At 52.0% G+C, this 16,577-nt stretch carries 21 protein-coding genes; 10 read left to right on the top strand and 11 right to left on the bottom strand.

Annotated elements, in window-relative coordinates; translation table 11 throughout:
* The first annotated feature begins 14 nt into the window (after window positions 1–14).
* The 10 genes from msrP to fis all read left to right on the top strand — a co-directional run bounded on the left by msrP (window position 15) and on the right by fis (window position 9,016).
* Window positions 15–1,019: a protein-methionine-sulfoxide reductase catalytic subunit MsrP gene (msrP, locus tag WN16_RS00985; protein WP_044701347.1), complete on the top strand. Its 1,005-nt coding sequence runs from the start codon at window positions 15–17 to the stop codon at window positions 1,017–1,019.
* Entirely contained in the window at window positions 1,020–1,619 is a 600-nt protein-coding gene (msrQ, locus tag WN16_RS00990; protein WP_003839882.1) for a protein-methionine-sulfoxide reductase heme-binding subunit MsrQ, read from the top strand.
* A 392-nt stretch (window positions 1,620–2,011) separates the two neighbouring features.
* A complete protein-coding gene (gene accB / locus WN16_RS00995) occupies window positions 2,012–2,482 on the top strand; it encodes an acetyl-CoA carboxylase biotin carboxyl carrier protein (protein ID WP_003025210.1) in 471 nt (156 codons plus the stop codon).
* 10 nt (window positions 2,483–2,492) lie between these two features.
* Window positions 2,493–3,842 carry an acetyl-CoA carboxylase biotin carboxylase subunit gene (accC, locus tag WN16_RS01000; RefSeq protein ID WP_003025213.1) on the top strand — a complete coding sequence of 450 codons (1,350 nt, stop codon included), beginning with the start codon at window positions 2,493–2,495 and terminating at the stop codon, window positions 3,840–3,842.
* Between the two features lie 107 nt (window positions 3,843–3,949).
* Window positions 3,950–4,192, top strand: a complete 243-nt coding sequence (locus WN16_RS01005; RefSeq protein ID WP_003025216.1) for a YhdT family protein — start codon at window positions 3,950–3,952, stop codon at window positions 4,190–4,192.
* Entirely contained in the window at window positions 4,182–5,633 is a 1,452-nt protein-coding gene (gene panF / locus WN16_RS01010; protein WP_016151072.1) for a sodium/pantothenate symporter, read from the top strand. Before WN16_RS01005 ends, panF begins: the two co-directional genes overlap by 11 nt.
* Window positions 5,634–5,644: 11 nt before the next feature.
* Entirely contained in the window at window positions 5,645–6,526 is an 882-nt protein-coding gene (prmA, locus tag WN16_RS01015) for a 50S ribosomal protein L11 methyltransferase (RefSeq protein ID WP_016151073.1), read from the top strand.
* A gap of 127 nt (window positions 6,527–6,653) precedes the next feature.
* Window positions 6,654–7,430: a carbonic anhydrase family protein gene (locus tag WN16_RS01020; RefSeq protein WP_016151074.1), complete on the top strand. Its 777-nt coding sequence runs from the start codon at window positions 6,654–6,656 to the stop codon at window positions 7,428–7,430.
* Window positions 7,431–7,728: 298 nt separating this feature from the next.
* Window positions 7,729–8,694 carry a tRNA dihydrouridine synthase DusB gene (gene dusB / locus WN16_RS01025; RefSeq protein ID WP_003025224.1) on the top strand — a complete coding sequence of 322 codons (966 nt, stop codon included), beginning with the start codon at window positions 7,729–7,731 and terminating at the stop codon, window positions 8,692–8,694.
* Window positions 8,695–8,719: 25 nt separating this feature from the next.
* Window positions 8,720–9,016, top strand: a complete 297-nt coding sequence (gene fis, locus WN16_RS01030; protein WP_000462905.1) for a DNA-binding transcriptional regulator Fis — start codon at window positions 8,720–8,722, stop codon at window positions 9,014–9,016.
* 157 nt (window positions 9,017–9,173) lie between these two features.
* On the opposite strand, the gene WN16_RS01035 is transcribed toward fis, so the two are convergent.
* From WN16_RS01035 to WN16_RS01085, 11 genes are all read right to left on the bottom strand, one after another.
* On the bottom strand, window positions 9,174–9,482 hold the full coding sequence (locus WN16_RS01035) for a DUF3892 domain-containing protein (protein ID WP_001547818.1): 309 nt from the start codon (window positions 9,480–9,482) through the stop codon (window positions 9,174–9,176).
* Window positions 9,483–9,632: 150 nt separating this feature from the next.
* A complete protein-coding gene (locus WN16_RS01040; protein WP_045325290.1) occupies window positions 9,633–11,294 on the bottom strand; it encodes a terminase large subunit in 1,662 nt (553 codons plus the stop codon).
* Entirely contained in the window at window positions 11,278–11,634 is a 357-nt protein-coding gene (locus WN16_RS01045) for a phage terminase small subunit P27 family (protein WP_000113647.1), read from the bottom strand. The genes WN16_RS01040 and WN16_RS01045 overlap by 17 nt, the downstream gene beginning before the upstream one ends.
* 130 nt (window positions 11,635–11,764) lie before the next feature.
* The gene (locus WN16_RS24460; RefSeq protein WP_061351399.1) at window positions 11,765–11,917 is read right to left on the bottom strand and encodes a hypothetical protein; all 153 of its coding nucleotides are present in this window, start codon (window positions 11,915–11,917) and stop codon (window positions 11,765–11,767) included.
* Entirely contained in the window at window positions 11,910–12,353 is a 444-nt protein-coding gene (locus WN16_RS01055; RefSeq protein WP_001145894.1) for an HNH endonuclease, read from the bottom strand. Before WN16_RS01055 ends, WN16_RS24460 begins: the two co-directional genes overlap by 8 nt.
* Window positions 12,353–12,646: a head-tail connector protein gene (locus WN16_RS01060; protein WP_045325314.1), complete on the bottom strand. Its 294-nt coding sequence runs from the start codon at window positions 12,644–12,646 to the stop codon at window positions 12,353–12,355. The genes WN16_RS01055 and WN16_RS01060 overlap by 1 nt, the downstream gene beginning before the upstream one ends.
* A complete protein-coding gene (locus WN16_RS01065; protein ID WP_001201224.1) occupies window positions 12,643–12,981 on the bottom strand; it encodes a phage head closure protein in 339 nt (112 codons plus the stop codon). The genes WN16_RS01060 and WN16_RS01065 overlap by 4 nt, the downstream gene beginning before the upstream one ends.
* Entirely contained in the window at window positions 12,978–14,213 is a 1,236-nt protein-coding gene (locus tag WN16_RS01070; RefSeq protein ID WP_045338305.1) for a phage portal protein, read from the bottom strand. Before WN16_RS01070 ends, WN16_RS01065 begins: the two co-directional genes overlap by 4 nt.
* A gap of 1 nt (window position 14,214) precedes the next feature.
* Window positions 14,215–14,775 (bottom strand): HK97 family phage prohead protease, encoded by a 561-nt coding sequence (locus WN16_RS01075; protein ID WP_045338306.1) that lies wholly within the window; start codon window positions 14,773–14,775, stop codon window positions 14,215–14,217.
* A 51-nt stretch (window positions 14,776–14,826) separates the two neighbouring features.
* The gene (locus tag WN16_RS01080) at window positions 14,827–15,993 is read right to left on the bottom strand and encodes a phage major capsid protein (protein WP_045338307.1); all 1,167 of its coding nucleotides are present in this window, start codon (window positions 15,991–15,993) and stop codon (window positions 14,827–14,829) included.
* 232 nt (window positions 15,994–16,225) lie between these two features.
* The gene (locus WN16_RS01085) at window positions 16,226–16,528 is read right to left on the bottom strand and encodes a hypothetical protein (RefSeq protein WP_045325320.1); all 303 of its coding nucleotides are present in this window, start codon (window positions 16,526–16,528) and stop codon (window positions 16,226–16,228) included.
* Window positions 16,529–16,577: the final 49 nt, after the last annotated feature.

Genomic DNA, 16,577 nt, shown 5'->3' on the forward strand with positions numbered 1-16,577 from the left:
GCCGGGAGTCTGTTATGAAGAAATTACGTCCATTTACAGAAGCCGACGTCACTGATGAGTCGGCTTTTTTTATGCAGCGCCGCCAGGTACTAAAAGCATTAGGGATCAGCGCTGCCGCCTTGTCTTTGCCCCTCTCTGCACAGGCCGATCTTCTGAGCTGGTTTAAGGGCAACGATCGCCCGCCCGCACCTGCAGGTAAGCCGCTTGATTTCAGTAAGCCCTCCGCCTGGCAAAATTCACTTCCTTTAACGCCTGCGGATAAGGTTTCTGGCTACAACAACTTCTACGAGTTCGGTCTCGATAAAGCGGATCCGGCAGCCAATGCAGGCAGCCTGAAAACCGATCCGTGGACGTTGCAAATCAGTGGCGAGGTGGCAAAACCACTCACCCTCGATCACGATTCGCTGACCGCCCGTTTCCCGCTGGAAGAACGGATTTATCGGATGCGCTGCGTGGAAGCCTGGTCAATGGTCGTGCCGTGGATCGGCTTTCCGTTACATAAACTGCTGGCGCAGGTTGAACCCACCAGCAACGCAAAGTATGTCGCGTTCGAAACGCTGTACGCACCGGATGATATGCCGGGACAGAAAGATCGCTTTATTGGCGGCGGGCTAAAATATCCCTATGTTGAAGGACTGCGTCTGGATGAAGCAATGCACCCACTCACACTGCTTACTGTGGGGGTTTATGGTAAGGCCCTTCCGCCACAAAATGGCGCGCCCATTCGCTTAATTGTGCCGTGGAAATATGGATTTAAAGGCATTAAGTCGATCGTGAGTATCAAACTCACGCGCGAACGCCCTCCGACAACCTGGAATCTGGCCGCGCCCAATGAATACGGATTTTATGCCAACGTGAATCCGCATGTCGATCACCCCCGCTGGTCCCAGGCCACTGAGCGTTTTATTGGCGCAGGCGGTATCCTGGACGTACAGCGTCAGCCCACGCTGATGTTTAACGGCTATGCCGAAGAGGTTGCATCACTGTATCGCGGACTCAATTTGCAGGAGAATTTTTAAGTGCGTCTGACCGCAAAGCACATTATCGGGCTGAAAGTTTGCCTGCATCTTGCCGGTTTATTGCCGTTTGTCTGGCTATTTTGGGCGGTAAATCACGGCGGCCTGAGCGCCGATCCGGTCAAAGATATCCAGCACTTTACCGGTAGGACAGCTCTGAAATTCTTGCTGGCGACCTTGCTGGTCTCTCCACTCACGCGCTACGCTAAACAGCCATTATTGATACGCACACGTCGTCTGTTAGGGCTATGGTGTTTCGCCTGGGCAACGCTGCATTTAACCAGCTACGCACTACTGGAGCTGGGCATTAATAATCTGGCGTTATTAGGGCGCGAATTACTTACGCGACCTTATTTAACATTGGGCGTTGCTAGCTGGGTCATATTATTCGCCCTCACCTTAACGTCTACGCAAGCTGCACAGAGAATGCTGGGTAAAAAATGGCAGTATCTGCACAACTTCGTCTATCTTGTGGCGATCCTGGCACCCATACATTATTTGTGGTCGGTAAAAATTATCTCCCCTCAACCGATTATTTATGCAGCGCTCGCGGCGGTGCTGTTAGCGTGCCGTTACAAGAAGTTTCGCCAGTGGTGGCGGTAGTTTCACGTTATGTGCAGTGCGTTGCAAAACACGGACGATCCGATTTTCTTTACATGTTAACGGTTGATTATCTTCCCTGATAAGACCAGTATTTAGCTGCCAATTGCTACGAAATAGTTATAATGTGCGACTTTGCTATCCCCGGTAGCGTTTTTAAAGCGCTGAAAGGGTGACAATCGCATATTGAAGGTATATTTTGTCTTTTACCCGAAAATGGCAGAAGATAGCCGCACAATGACTAACAAGTCTGGCAATCTCATTTAATGGCAGCAGCACCCAGTGCAGCGCCTGAGATGCGTGGCATCTTGTCACTCACTGTTATAAAAATGCTATACAGACGGCGGTAAAACGCTTGTCACAATCTCACTAAACAAAGAGTACGGAACCCACTCATGGATATTCGTAAGATTAAAAAACTGATCGAGCTGGTTGAAGAATCAGGCATCTCCGAACTGGAAATTTCTGAAGGCGAAGAATCTGTACGCATCAGCCGTGCAGCGCCAGCTGCAAGTTTTCCGATGATGCAACAGGCTTATGCTGCACCAGTGATGCAGCAGCCAGCTCTGTCTAACGCTGTCGCACAAACTGCCTCTCCAAGTATGGAAGCTCCGGCAGCAGCGGAAATCAGTGGTCACATCGTACGCTCCCCAATGGTTGGTACGTTCTACCGCACCCCGAGCCCGGATGCGAAAGCGTTCATCGAAATCGGCCAGAAAGTGAATGCGGGCGATACCCTGTGCATCGTTGAAGCCATGAAAATGATGAACCAGATCGAAGCCGACAAATCCGGCGTAGTTAAAGCGATTCTGGTAGAAAGCGGTCAACCGGTAGAATTTGACGAGCCGCTGGTCGTCATCGAATAACGAGGCGAACATGTTGGATAAAATTGTTATCGCCAACCGCGGCGAGATTGCCTTGCGTATTCTTCGTGCCTGTAAAGAACTGGGCATCAAGACTGTCGCGGTGCATTCAAGCGCGGATCGCGATTTAAAACACGTATTGCTGGCGGATGAGACGGTCTGTATTGGCCCGGCAGCATCCGTAAAAAGCTATCTGAACATCCCGGCTATCATTAGCGCTGCTGAAATCACCGGCGCGGTGGCAATTCACCCGGGTTATGGCTTCCTCTCTGAGAACGCCAACTTTGCTGAACAGGTAGAACGTTCCGGCTTTATCTTCATCGGCCCGAAAGCCGACACCATCCGCCTGATGGGTGACAAAGTGTCCGCAATCACCGCGATGAAGAAAGCAGGTGTGCCAACAGTCCCAGGCTCTGACGGCCCGCTGGGTGATGACATGGACGCTAACCGCGCTCATGCTAAACGCATCGGTTATCCGGTTATCATCAAAGCCTCCGGCGGCGGCGGCGGTCGCGGTATGCGCGTCGTGCGCAGCGATGCCGAACTGGCACAATCCATCTCCATGACCAAAGCGGAAGCGAAAGCGGCTTTCAACAACGACATGGTTTACATGGAGAAGTACCTGGAAAACCCACGCCACATTGAGATTCAGGTGCTGGCAGACGGTCAGGGTAACGCAATTTATCTGGCAGAGCGTGACTGCTCCATGCAGCGTCGTCACCAGAAAGTTGTCGAAGAAGCACCAGCACCGGGCATTACTCCGGAACTGCGTCGCTACATCGGCGAGCGTTGCGCCAAAGCCTGTGTTGATATCGGCTATCGCGGGGCGGGTACTTTCGAGTTCCTGTTCGAAAACGGCGAGTTCTACTTCATTGAGATGAACACCCGTATTCAGGTTGAACACCCGGTAACCGAAATGATCACCGGCGTTGACCTGATCAAAGAGCAACTGCGCATCGCAGCGGGTCAACCGCTGTCCATCAAGCAGGACGAAGTTGTGGTTAAAGGCCATGCGGTAGAATGCCGTATCAATGCCGAAGACCCGAACACCTTCCTGCCAAGCCCGGGTAAAATCACGCGTTTCCACGCGCCGGGTGGTTTTGGTGTGCGTTGGGAGTCTCATATTTACGCAGGCTACACCGTACCTCCGTACTATGACTCAATGATCGGTAAGCTGATCTGCTATGGCGAAAACCGCGACGTCGCTATCGCCCGTATGAAAAACGCCTTGCAGGAACTGATCATCGACGGTATCAAAACCAACGTTGACCTGCAGATCCGTATCATGAATGACGAGCACTTCCAGCACGGTGGAACCAATATCCACTATCTGGAGAAAAAACTCGGACTTCAGGAAAAGTAAGCGTGCGTTAACCAAAAAGGCCGGAAATTCCGGCCTTTTGTTTTTCTCCCCTCCCGCACGTGCCATAAGGTACAATCCCCGCTTTCTTTATCCACAAGGGACAAAAAATGGACGCTCGTTTTGTTCAGGCCCATAAAGAGGCGCGCTGGGCGCTGTGGCTAACCCTTTTATATCTGGTTACATGGTTAGTGACCGCTTACTTACCTGATTCAACGCTGGGTTTTACCGGCTTACCGCACTGGTTCGAAATGGCCTGCCTGCTAACGCCGCTGGTTTTCATCGTGCTGTGCTGGGCGATGGTGAAGTTTATCTATCGCGACATTTCGTTGGAGGATGACGATGCAGCTTGAAGTTATTTTACCGCTGGTCGCCTATCTTCTGGTGGTCTTCGGTCTTTCTGTTTACGCCATGCGTAAGAGAGTGACCGGTACCTTCCTGAATGAATATTTCCTTGGCAGCCGTTCCATGGGCGGGGTCGTGTTAGCGATGACGCTAACGGCAACCTACATTAGCGCCAGCTCGTTTATTGGCGGTCCTGGCGCTGCTTACAAATACGGACTGGGATGGGTGCTGCTGGCGATGATCCAGTTGCCTGCCGTCTGGCTCTCATTGGGGATTCTTGGTAAGAAATTCGCGATTCTGGCGCGTCGTTATAATGCTGTTACCCTCAACGATATGCTGTTTGCGCGCTACCAGAGCCGCCTGCTGGTGTGGCTGGCGAGTCTCAGCCTGCTGGTCGCGTTTGTCGGAGCAATGACCGTACAGTTTATTGGCGGCGCACGTCTGCTTGAAACCGCAGCGGGCATTCCTTACGAAACTGGATTGCTGATTTTTGGCGTCAGTATCGCATTGTATACGGCGTTCGGCGGATTTCGCGCCAGTGTACTGAACGATACCATGCAGGGTATGGTGATGCTTATTGGAACTATCGTTTTGCTGGTCGGCGTCGTCCATGCTGCCGGTGGCCTTAGCAATGCGGTGGTAACCCTGCAGACTATCGATCCTAAACTGGTCTCGCCGCAGGGCGCTGATGACATTTTGTCACCCACGTTTATGACCTCATTTTGGGTATTGGTGTGTTTTGGCGTAATTGGCCTGCCGCATACGGCGGTACGCTGCATCTCTTATAAAGACAGTAAAGCGGTACACCGCGGCATTATCATCGGCACCATAGTGGTGGCGATCCTGATGTTTGGTATGCATCTGGCGGGTGCTCTGGGACGGGCGGTAATCCCTGACCTGACGGTACCAGACCTGGTTATCCCTACGCTGATGGTCAAAGTCTTGCCGCCGATCGCTGCCGGGATCTTCCTTGCGGCTCCCATGGCCGCGATCATGTCGACGATCAATGCCCAATTGCTGCAAAGTTCCGCTACGATCATTAAGGATCTGTACCTGAACCTTCGTCCGGAACAGCTTAAAAATGAAACCCGGCTGAAGCGCATGTCAGCAGTGATTACCCTATTGCTGGGCGCGTTACTGTTGCTGGCCGCCTGGAAACCACCAGAGATGATTATCTGGCTGAATCTGCTGGCGTTTGGCGGGCTGGAAGCCGTCTTCCTGTGGCCGCTGGTGCTGGGCCTGTACTGGGAGCGAGCAAACGCGGCTGGCGCATTGAGCGCGATGATTGTCGGCGGCGTGCTTTATGCTTTACTCGCCACCTTTAACGTTCAGTTCCAGGGCTTCCATCCGATCGTGCCCTCGTTACTGATAAGCTTGCTGGCTTTCCTGATCGGCAACCGTTTCGGTTCCGCCGTCCCGCAAGTCGCCATATTGACTACTGATAAATAAAGAGTTTTGCCATGCCATGGATCCAACTGAAACTGAACACGACCGGTGCCAACGCTGAAGAGTTGAGCGATGCGCTGATGGAAGCGGGCTCCGTTTCCATTACTTTCCAGGATACGCATGATACGCCGGTATTTGAACCTCTGCCGGGCGAGACTCGCCTGTGGGGTGATACCGACGTTATCGGCTTGTTCGATGCAGAAACCGACATGAAAGAAGTTGTTGCCATCCTGGAACAGCATCCGCTGCTGGGTGAAGGCTTCGTGCATAAAATCGAACAGCTCGAAGACAAAGACTGGGAACGCGAATGGATGGATAACTTCCACCCAATGCGCTTTGGCGAACGTCTGTGGATTTGCCCGAGCTGGCGCGATGTCCCGGATGAGAATGCTGTCAACGTGATGCTGGACCCGGGTCTGGCGTTTGGTACAGGCACGCACCCCACCACCTCTCTGTGCCTGCAATGGCTGGACGGTCTTGATCTTAACGGTAAAACGGTTATCGACTTTGGCTGCGGCTCCGGCATTCTTGCCATTGCGGCACTGAAACTGGGTGCGGCGAAAGCCATTGGCGTGGATATCGATCCGCAAGCGATTCAGGCCAGCCGTGATAACGCCCAGCGTAATGGTGTTTCTGAGCGTCTGGAGCTTTATCTGCCGAAAGACCAGCCAGAGGCGATGAAAGCCGACGTGGTGGTCGCCAACATCCTTGCTGGCCCATTACGTGAACTGGCTCCGTTAATCAGCGTACTGCCCGTAGAAGGCGGTTTGCTGGGGCTTTCTGGTATTCTTGCCAGCCAGGCGGAAAGTGTCTGTGAAGCCTATGCCGATCTCTTTACGCTCGATCCGGTTATCGAGAAAGAAGAATGGTGCCGCATTACCGGTCATAAAAAATAATCCCTTCCGGCGTGGTTATCTGACCACGCCATTTTCAGACAATAGACCAGCACAGCGATACCTCTCCTCGGGATACAATATTTAATTGATTTTGTTAATTTTTATATTGTTTTCGTTGAGTGTACGTATGCATTTCTATCGTTTTACAACAACTTTACTAACAGCATGCTTGATGCCTCTGACAACGCTGGCCACATCATGGGGATATACCGGAGAGAACGGCCCTGCGCAGTGGGGAGAAATCAGCAAAGCGTATGCAACGTGCCAGACCGGAATAAATCAATCACCCATTGATATCCAGACCGCCACCACCAATAAACTCGGCCTTCCTGCGCTCAGCATACAATACGTCGACGGCCCAACAAGATTTCGTAGCATCAACCATACGCTGCAGGCAACAATGAGTCGCTATACCGCAAACTATATTAATATTGATGACAAGATTTATTACCTGAAACAATTAGATTTTCACGCGCCGAGCGAACATACCCTCAACGGTAGAACCTATCCTCTGGAGCTGCAGTTAGTCCACAAAAACCAACACGGAGACATCGCCATCGTAGCGGTCATGTTTGATATCGACGAACCTAACCAGGCGATTCAAAATCTGTGGGAGTCCTTTCCAACCATGACGGACAATAGCATGCCCATTTTTTCGCCAGTCAATATCAACCAGCTTTTACCCGACGATAAAACATACTGGCGCTATAGCGGTTCGCTAACTACACCTCCCTGCACCGAAGGCGTCACCTGGGCTGTCCTGAAAACGCCTGTTGCTCTTTCAGCCGAACAGTTGGATAAATTTCACTACATTGTTGGGCCTGCAAACAATCGCCCGCTGCAGCCGTTGAATGAACGCAAGATTACGGACAGCTATTCTGGGGATACCGAGATCCTGTACTAAAATGAGGTAGCGATCACACAATGGCGAGGTGATTTGCTGATTAATTCAGCAGAATATCTTGTCAGTACCTTCTGCTGCTGAAGAAAAAATGAGAAGTTACGCAAAATTATATGTGTATATAAAATCGACACATTTTTATAATACAATGATTTATATGATTAAATATTTTCATGCGTTCACATTTACGGCAATTCATTGATCCACCTCAGTGGATTGGTCAAAGTTTGGCCTTTCATCTCGTGCGAAAAATGCGTAATATACGCCGCCTTGCAGTCACAGTATGGTCATTTCTTAACTCATGCGCATCGGACAATACCAGCTCAGAAATCGCCTGATCGCAGCACCTATGGCTGGCATCACTGACAGACCATTCAGGACGCTGTGCTATGAGATGGGAGCAGGATTGACGGTATCCGAGATGATGTCTTCTAACCCTCAGGTTTGGGAAAGTGACAAGTCTCGTTTACGGATGGTGCACGTTGATGAGCCAGGAATTCGCACGGTGCAAATTGCCGGTAGCGACCCTGTTGAGATGGCCGATGCCGCACGTATTAACGTGGAAAGCGGCGCCCAGATTATTGATATCAATATGGGGTGTCCGGCTAAAAAAGTGAATCGTAAGCTCGCAGGTTCAGCCCTCTTGCAGTACCCGGATTTAGTGAAGTCGATACTAACCGAGGTCGTCAATGCAGTGGACGTTCCTGTCACACTCAAGATTCGCACCGGCTGGGCTCCGGAACACCGTAACTGCGTAGAGATTGCCCAACTGGCTGAAGATTGTGGCATTCAGGCTCTGACCATTCATGGACGCACCCGCGCCTGTTTGTTCAATGGAGATGCTGAGTACGACAGTATTCGGGCAGTTAAGCAGAAAGTTTCCATTCCGATTATCGCGAATGGCGACATTACTGACCCGCATAAAGCCAGAGCTGTACTCGACTATACGGGGGCAGATGCCCTGATGATAGGACGTGCAGCTCAGGGAAGACCCTGGATCTTTCGGGAAATCCAGCATTATCTGGACACTGGGGAGCTGCTGCCCCCGCTGCCTCTGGCAGAGGTGAAGCGCTTGCTTTGTGCGCACGTTCGGGAACTGCACGACTTTTATGGTCAGGCAAAAGGGTACCGAATTGCGCGTAAACACGTATCCTGGTATCTCCAGGAACACGCTCCGGATGACCAGTTTCGGCGCACATTCAACGCCATTGAAGATTCCAGCGAACAGCTGGCGGCGTTGGAGGCATACTTCGAAAATTTTGCGTAAACAGAAATAAAGAGCTGACAGAACTATGTTCGAACAACGCGTAAATTCTGACGTACTGACCGTTTCTACCGTTAACTCTCAGGACCAGGTAACTCAAAAGCCCCTGCGTGACTCGGTTAAACAGGCACTGAAGAACTATTTTGCTCAATTGAATGGTCAGGATGTTAACGATCTCTATGAGCTGGTACTGGCTGAAGTAGAACAGCCCCTGTTGGACATGGTGATGCAATACACCCGCGGTAACCAGACCCGTGCTGCCCTGATGATGGGCATCAACCGTGGTACGCTGCGTAAAAAACTGAAAAAATACGGCATGAACTGATACATTTCAGCTATGTTATTGAATAAAAAGGCGCTACTCGGCATGGGGATGCGCCTTTTTTATTATTGTTTATACAGATGTTTATACAGCTTTGGCTGAACAAACAAAAAAGCACCAGAACAATTCTGATGCTTTATGCCTTTAGTAACCAAAGTGTTTAGTACTCAGGAAGGTTTTCTAAGTTATCCTTGGATGTACCATTAGGTCTAGTAGTAATGTAATCAGTACCGTTGACACGGTCCTTAACCACTTTTTGACCTTTCTTCCACTTACCGTCATCACCTTTGAAAATGGTGTAAAAGGTATAGCCGCTATCGATTTTATTCACTACCCACTGCCGTGTTTCTGATGTCCCTTCTCCAACAGTATCGCCATTATCGACATGCACATACACATGGGTAATGTGAGTGTGTTTATCGTTATATCGGACTTTAGAAATAAGGTAATCAGCCCATTTATCAGTCATATTTCACCAGAAGTTTGAACAGGAAAAGCCCTGCAATACATTTATAAACAACAAAACAGACTCTTCCTATTCCACGACAGCAATGTAGTGATCTAGAGCAATTTTATATTCCTGATAACCTCAAGATAATTCTGCCTTTACGCTTTATGCTCAAATCCCATTAAATAAAGCCAGTCGCTCTTTGTGACTGTCGCTCATATCGAAAGCAAAATCTTCGTGTTCTGCCTGGAATGTGCCGAACGCCATGAGTGCAGAAACCGCCGGGTCTATCTTGTTGGAGGATTTCTTTTTGTTAGGTTTGATATTGGCGTTGGCATCGGACTCCATCACCACGTTACCAATCGCCCAGGCCAGAACCGGATCGCCACGATGGCGCACCACCTTGCGGTTAACAAAAACCTCAAAAGATTTCGCTACCGGACTGAATTTCAGATAGGTTTGCGGGAACGGCTCCACATCGAGGCCAGCCCCCTGTAACTGGGTTCGCAAGTGTGTCGCGTTCCACGTATCAAAGCCCACCAGCCGGATATTGAATATTTCAGCGTCGCGCAGGATATCGTCACGGATGCGATCATAGTCAATACAGTCGCCGGGGGTGGTGCGTATCCAGCCCGCTTTTACCCACTGCCGATAGATGGCGCGGTTTTTGTTAGCAACGTTAAGTAGTTGTGCTTCGGGCAGATAGTGCCGGGTAAGAAGCCTGATCTCGCGTTCAAACGGGAAAGCGTAACTCACACTGGTAATATCGCTGGTTGAGGACAGGTCAAATCCGGCGTAACACTCCATCCCGGACAGATCTTCTTCGGTATATTCGAGCGCACAGGCATCCCATGCGCCGGCTCCCATCCACGGAGTGGAGCCCTGACACCAGATATTGAAACGCTTGGTCAGCATTTCCACCCACTGCGACGGTATACCCCGGGCTTTCTGGATAGTGGATTCTAGTTTCGCTGCGTCAACGGACACATGCAGGTTAGGGTTAGCCTTGATCCACATTTCAGGCTGCTCAACCTCGCTTTCGTCGTCCAGCTCGTAGATCAGTACAAACAGCGAATCGTTGCCCTCCTCCCCGGCCAGAATCTGACAGCAGTAGTCATAATGCTGCTTACAGGCAGAGACAACGTTACTCCCGGCGGTAGTGATAGCGAACAAAATCGCCTCCGGACGTGCGCCCATACCCAGCTCGAGGGCGGAATAAACGCCGTTATCCGGGTGAAGGTGGTATTCATCGACAATCGCCAGGCTGGGGTTAGTCCCTTCAATGGTGGCCGCTTTCGCCGCCAGCGGCTTTAACAGGCTGTTGCTCTTCGGAAAAATGACCTTATGCGCCTGGATATTGACGCGCTTTTTCAGCGGTTTTGACAGCAGGCACATCTGGCGGGCATCGTCGAACACGATTCGGGCCTGATCCCGGCTTACCGCCGCCGTGTAGATATCCTGCTGGCCCTTCTCCATTACCAGAAACCAGTTAGCCAGCATGGCGGCCACGGTTGATTTGGCATTCTTGCGCGGCACCTCAATAAAGGCGCTGCTGTACTTACGGCGGCCTGTCTCTCTAACTTTAAAGCCCAGCAGGTTAGCAAAGGCGAACTGCTGCCACGGTTCCAGATCGATTGGCTGGCCCCGAAGCGGGCCTTTGACGTGAGGACAGAGCCGCGAGAACGCAATAAACCGCTCTACGGTCGCCGTATCGAACTCATATCGGGGGTCATTCAGGTCTGAAAAGTACCTTTCCACGGCCTGTTTTACGCGCTTACAGGCCGGAATTTCGCCCGTTTTTATCGCATTTGCGTACTCATTCCAGACGGTCAAGCTCGTCCTCCTCTTCCGTTTCTACCGGGTTACGGCGGCGGCTTACCGGATCAAAGCCCAGCAGCGACGACATTTTAATCATGATTTTTTCAGCATCAGCCTTTGCACTCAGTGCAGGATTTCGGCTCTCGCCCCCCTGGCTGTTAACAATGCTGAACCCACGGCTGGCAAGGTCTTCCACTGCTTTGCGGTACATCGAATAGTTGACGCAAAAAAGCTCAAGGTTGTTCCAGTCGGCGGGTGTCAGATCGCCACGCTCGGCCAGTTGCTTCGCTTTCGCTTTCCACTGCTGCGCGGCTAACTCATCAAGGTAAGCTGGCGGTTTTGGTGGTCTTGCCATAAAAATTTCTCGTTTCCATCGCGTTTTATTTTCAAAAAAATCACCGTGCGTAAAAATTTGAGGGGGCGGGTGGTTCCTCGCTGAGAGGGGTTTGTCCTGAAAACCTCCCCCACCCCGTCCATTCGGCCTGTCAGCGGTTGCGAAAGCATTCCATAAGCTCCCGGTCACGCTGGCTCATGCGCTTTGCTACGGGCTTCTTATGCGCTCTCTGTCTGGCTGGTTGCCATGCCTCGCGCTGCTTTATCAGCCCACTAATCAGCCGCTGCTGTTCCTGCTCAGTCATTGTTTGCCTCATAGATCCAGTCGGTGCGATGACGTGCTGCTTCTTCCTGCTCGCGGAACTTACCGGCTTTACGCTGCTGCTTCGTCACCGGGTCTGTTGTGGTTGTCTTCCGTCCATGACAGGCAGCGCATAACGACTGGTGATTACTGGCGGGCCAGAACAGCACATCAGCTTCACCCTCGATAGGGATGATGTGATCGACGATAGTTGCCGATGCATAGACGCCAGCCTTGAGACAATGGACACACAGCGGATTAGCTTTTAGAAAATGACGACGGTATTCGCCCCAGCGGTTGGAGTAACCACGCTCTGTTCGCGTACCTCTTCGGCTGTCGCTTTGTCGGCGGGCATCCCGCTTATGCTCGTCACACTTGCCAGACTTCACCCGTTTATTACATCCCGGCTCATTGCACCGGCGTAGTGGTTGCCACGGCATCAGTACACCCCCACATCACGATAGACAGACCACAACGCAGAGACAGCCATCGGTATCTCTTTGGCGTCGGTATCACCAATCATCGTGCGGTACTCGTACAGCTGAGATACGTACATCAGACAGCCAATCTTGATAGCTGGCGTAAACTCCAGCCCGTTATCAAACCGCTTGCCGATATGCTTCTGGCAAACCTCCAGCGCCGCATCGATGTACGCCTGTATCAGCGTGTCTTCATAATCATCATCAATACGGCAATGCAGCTTTGCTTCTTCCAGGGTGATTTCTGCTGTCATTTTTCCGTTCCTGTCTTGCAGAGAATTTCCAGCCGGGTACCTTCCGAATCAGGAATAGGAGGCCCGATAATATTGAGAGTGCTGCCAGCAAACGGGCCAGTAAGCACTTTCAGACGGTTGGCTGCGGTAATATCACGGCGGAAACGCACCCAAACGCGGATCGTCGCTTCGGCAACCTCGGCACCTGACGCCATTAACTCTCGGCCACTGATCCCCTTAACCTCAGCCCATATGGTTTCCCCGTCTTCCCAGACCTGAACAACCTGACCGGACGGCTCCCTGTGGGTAGTGAATACCCGAATAGTGACGCGGCTTCTCAGCCCCCCGGCTCTCATGCGTCACCTTCCTTGCCGTCTTTGCTGATCTTCACTTCCTGCTTCCATGCCTGGCTGAATTCGTCACCACCTTCACGCGGCGGCATCCCCTCGCGCTCACGGGCTTCGTTCGGGTTCATGATCCCGTTCTTAATGCCTCGCTCATAAGTGGCGTAACGCTCGGTAGGTGTGGCACGGAGAAGGTCAGCAGAGTCAAACTCCACCTGATAACGGGTTCCCGGAACCGGAGAGGCCACCAGCAAAGCAGATTTGATTTGTTGCTCGAAGTTCGCCAGCCACGGGCGCATGGTCATGGTGAGAAAGGCGCGGCTCGCTTCGCTGAAATTGCTGTAGGTGCTGTTGCTGTATTCCTGCAGGAAGATGGGCGACACGTTGAACATGCGGGCAATGTCTTCAATGGAGAACCGGCGCGACGCCAGCCATTCGGCATCCTGATTGCTCATGCCAAGCTGCTTGTAGTCCATGCCACCTTCAAGGATCGGCGTTTTCCCGGCATTTCTGGCACCTTTGTAGCGCTCCAGTGCGTCCAGAGCCTGCTTACCCTTCACGCTGTCGAGCCATTCAGCAGTAGTGACGACGCCCGCCGCCATCATGCCATCTTTCATAATGCTGGCACCGTGGCGCTGTTGGGCCAGACCTAACCCCAGCGCCTCACGGCACGTAGTAATAGGCGAACGCCCCAGAAAGCCATCATCGGTGGAGTAACGCAGGTGCAGAATCTCTTCCTGTAGATAGGTGCGCACAGCCCCGGTAAACGGCTCTGTAACGGTGTATTTGTACTTATGCTGGCCGATACGCTCAGGAACAACCGCCCCCGGCGCATACGGGTGCAGGGATTGCGGCTGGCCGTCGCGGCCCCACTGGATCACCGCATAGGCGTTACCATTCAGCAGACAATGGCGCATCATCGTGCGTTTAAACTGATAAGGCGTCTGGCAGTCGTTCGGCTGCTCGTTCAGGAGAAAATCCACCGGGTGATTACTCAGCCATTCTCGCGCCTCACGACCATTATCATTACGGACGCGGTAGAGATAGCAGGGCATTGTTGCCACCGCCTCACTGATAACTGATACGGCGTTCATGACCGCCGGCAGAGATTCCGCAGTACCCGCAGACACATACTCGCCTGATCCGGTATTTGGAATCCCTGCCATCGCCAGAAATTCATCAATGGTCATGCTGCGCTGCTCTGAGGGTTCAGACTTACGGCCAAACGGCCAGATATTCCACATATCAGAGCCCCGCTAAATCAGCCCAGCGGCGACGGTTATCGCCAGCGCGGCGCAGTTCAGGATGTTGGGAGAAAAGCGAACGGTGCGCGATTTCCACGCCAGACTCAGGATAAGCAGGCATAGAGGTAACGGTAATCTCCCGCAGTTCGGCAGCGGTAACAGTGCGCAGATATGGAGACTGAGCAATATCCCACGCCTCTTTCAGCGCCCGGAAACCAAAGCTCATGCCGGAGATATCCCCGCGCTCCACCAGCTCCAGCACATCGTTGCCAAGCTGGGTATTCGGCGGAGTCAGCTCGAAGCGCAGCCCGGTATCGTCTTCGGACAGCACCAGCGTGCCGGATTTAGTGCGGCCCAGCAGCTGGGTATAGTTATGCTCATACAGCGCACGCACATCGCTACCGGATGCCAGGCTGTCTTTAAACGCTCCCGGCGCAAACTGTTCGCGGAACTCATCCCAGATAACTTCTGACAGGCTGTTCCAGCGCACGGCATAGCCCACCAGCTTTTTGTTGCTGGCGCTCACTTCGGAAGTACGGATTTCAAAATCAATTGTTTTCATTACTGGACTCCACAGAGGGCAAAAAGGGGCCGCAGCCCCTTAAACGTCAAATCAGGAACCGGAGCCTGAAAGCTCAAGCACCTTGATGGCGTTGGAGTCCACCACACCGCCGCCCAGGTACTTATCGGTATGCACCTTGTAGAAACCCGGTTCGGTGATGTTGTCAGGACGGGTACGCACGCCAGTGGTGTGATCCACGATGAAATAGCCGCGCTTGAAGTCGCCTACCGCGAGGAACGCTTTACCTGCATCCGCATCCGGCATGGTTTCCAGATACTGAACAGGACGGCCCAGCAGCGTATCGGGAGAACCGGCAACCAGACGATCGCGCCAGATGTAATCTCCGTTGCCGTTTTTCAGCTTTTGCAGTTTGGCGGCGGTGTTGGAGTTCATCACCCATACGGCGTTTTTGCGGTATTTGGCTTTCAGCTTATACAGCAGGTCGATCAGGCCATCAGAGGAAACGTCAGCCGCCTCCATCTTCTCCAGCGTACCGAACGGACGGGTTTTGTCGGCAGTGACAGCGCGAGGGTAAGACAGGAACCCTTTGGATTTTTTATCACCGTCGCCGTTCACAAAGTCGCTCTCTTCGGTAGCGGTGAAGGTGTCGGCGATTTCAGAAGACAGCCAGCCCAGAATGTCCACCTCAGAGAAGTCGAGAATCTCCTGAGTGGTTTTCGGGTAGGCGTAGATCGGGTTGAGTTTGATATCAACGCGCTCCATCTTCGGCGTACTGGTTTCGGTACGTGCCTCACCTTCGGTACCACGATTAACAGTAGTGCCGCCCACAGATACCAGCTTCTGGTATTCGTTGGTTTTGGTGGTCTTCACCGTTGCGATGGAACGCATCACGCTATCATCCTGCAACTGGCGCATAATCTCTTTGTCCAGCTCAGGGATAACGGTATAACCGCCGTCAGCCTGCACCAGCGTGGAGAGAGAACGGGTATCACCTGTCATGATGTAGTGGCGCAGCTCGTCGTTGCTTACTGGCTCACCTTCGACGGAAGTACCAGGCAGATTGCGCTGATCGTCGGCGACGGCTTCAAGGCGGGTGATTTCAACTTCAAGCGCATCAGCCTGGGCGCGGAGTTCGTCGAACTTTTTGCCCTCTTCTTCGTTCAGGCTGCGCTTTTCGGTGTCGGCTTTGTCCAGCATGGAACGCATCTGTGTTTTGAGTGCGGCTTTCTGCTGGCGTAATTCGAGTAGTTTCTTCATGGAGTGGTTTCCGTATCAATTAACGTAGAGACGTGAAACCAGCGCTTGGAGGGGAGGCCGTTAAATCTTTTTCTGCCTCTCGCAGGCTGTACTCGCTACAGCTTGACTTAACGGCCAGTGGCGGCTCACGTCTGAGTGCCACTCTTCAAGATATACATGAAAAATATAAAGAAAACCCCCATCAGAGACAGGGGTAATCACGGGTAAACATGAGTACAAATAATTTACAAAATTATTCCTTAGCGCAATCCAGAGCATCATCAAGCAGCTCACGCTTCGCTTTCAATTCGCCGATAAGGATATCCAGTTGTTCTTTGCTGGCAGCCATAACATCACCAGAAAATTGATGGCGCAGGAAACCATTGTGATCCACAAAAAAGAAAGCTTCTCGCTTCACCAGTTCCCGGTATTCGCTAAGCGGCATAAGCTGCAAATCCGTTTTGCTGTCTGGAACCCCAAACATATCTTTGTGCTCAACCACTTTCTGGATCAGCACCTTCGAATATACCAGGTCATCACTGTTTTTTTTGTCCATAACATCCTCTATTTTTTGTGTATAGATGCAAAACTATGTTGGTTCAGTC

This window comes from Citrobacter sp. ABFQG, from assembly GCF_004322975.1.
Taxonomy (GTDB): domain Bacteria; phylum Pseudomonadota; class Gammaproteobacteria; order Enterobacterales; family Enterobacteriaceae; genus Citrobacter; species Citrobacter freundii.

Coding starts and splice junctions, on each gene's coding strand:
- fis (WP_000462905.1), top strand. CDS start 8,720: ATGTTCGAACAACGCGTAAATTCTGACGTACTGACCGTTTCTACCGTT.
- WN16_RS01020 (WP_016151074.1), top strand. CDS start 6,654: ATGCATTTCTATCGTTTTACAACAACTTTACTAACAGCATGCTTGATG.
- msrP (WP_044701347.1), top strand. CDS start 15: ATGAAGAAATTACGTCCATTTACAGAAGCCGACGTCACTGATGAGTCG.
- WN16_RS01085 (WP_045325320.1), bottom strand. CDS start 16,528: ATGGACAAAAAAAACAGTGATGACCTGGTATATTCGAAGGTGCTGATC.
- WN16_RS01080 (WP_045338307.1), bottom strand. CDS start 15,993: ATGAAGAAACTACTCGAATTACGCCAGCAGAAAGCCGCACTCAAAACA.
- WN16_RS01065 (WP_001201224.1), bottom strand. CDS start 12,981: ATGAGAGCCGGGGGGCTGAGAAGCCGCGTCACTATTCGGGTATTCACT.
- WN16_RS01005 (WP_003025216.1), top strand. CDS start 3,950: ATGGACGCTCGTTTTGTTCAGGCCCATAAAGAGGCGCGCTGGGCGCTG.
- WN16_RS01070 (WP_045338305.1), bottom strand. CDS start 14,213: ATGTGGAATATCTGGCCGTTTGGCCGTAAGTCTGAACCCTCAGAGCAG.
- dusB (WP_003025224.1), top strand. CDS start 7,729: ATGCGCATCGGACAATACCAGCTCAGAAATCGCCTGATCGCAGCACCT.
- WN16_RS01045 (WP_000113647.1), bottom strand. CDS start 11,634: ATGGCAAGACCACCAAAACCGCCAGCTTACCTTGATGAGTTAGCCGCG.
- WN16_RS01055 (WP_001145894.1), bottom strand. CDS start 12,353: ATGCCGTGGCAACCACTACGCCGGTGCAATGAGCCGGGATGTAATAAA.
- WN16_RS01060 (WP_045325314.1), bottom strand. CDS start 12,646: ATGACAGCAGAAATCACCCTGGAAGAAGCAAAGCTGCATTGCCGTATT.
- WN16_RS01075 (WP_045338306.1), bottom strand. CDS start 14,775: ATGAAAACAATTGATTTTGAAATCCGTACTTCCGAAGTGAGCGCCAGC.
- accC (WP_003025213.1), top strand. CDS start 2,493: ATGTTGGATAAAATTGTTATCGCCAACCGCGGCGAGATTGCCTTGCGT.
- accB (WP_003025210.1), top strand. CDS start 2,012: ATGGATATTCGTAAGATTAAAAAACTGATCGAGCTGGTTGAAGAATCA.
- panF (WP_016151072.1), top strand. CDS start 4,182: ATGCAGCTTGAAGTTATTTTACCGCTGGTCGCCTATCTTCTGGTGGTC.
- WN16_RS24460 (WP_061351399.1), bottom strand. CDS start 11,917: ATGACTGAGCAGGAACAGCAGCGGCTGATTAGTGGGCTGATAAAGCAG.
- prmA (WP_016151073.1), top strand. CDS start 5,645: ATGCCATGGATCCAACTGAAACTGAACACGACCGGTGCCAACGCTGAA.
- WN16_RS01035 (WP_001547818.1), bottom strand. CDS start 9,482: ATGACTGATAAATGGGCTGATTACCTTATTTCTAAAGTCCGATATAAC.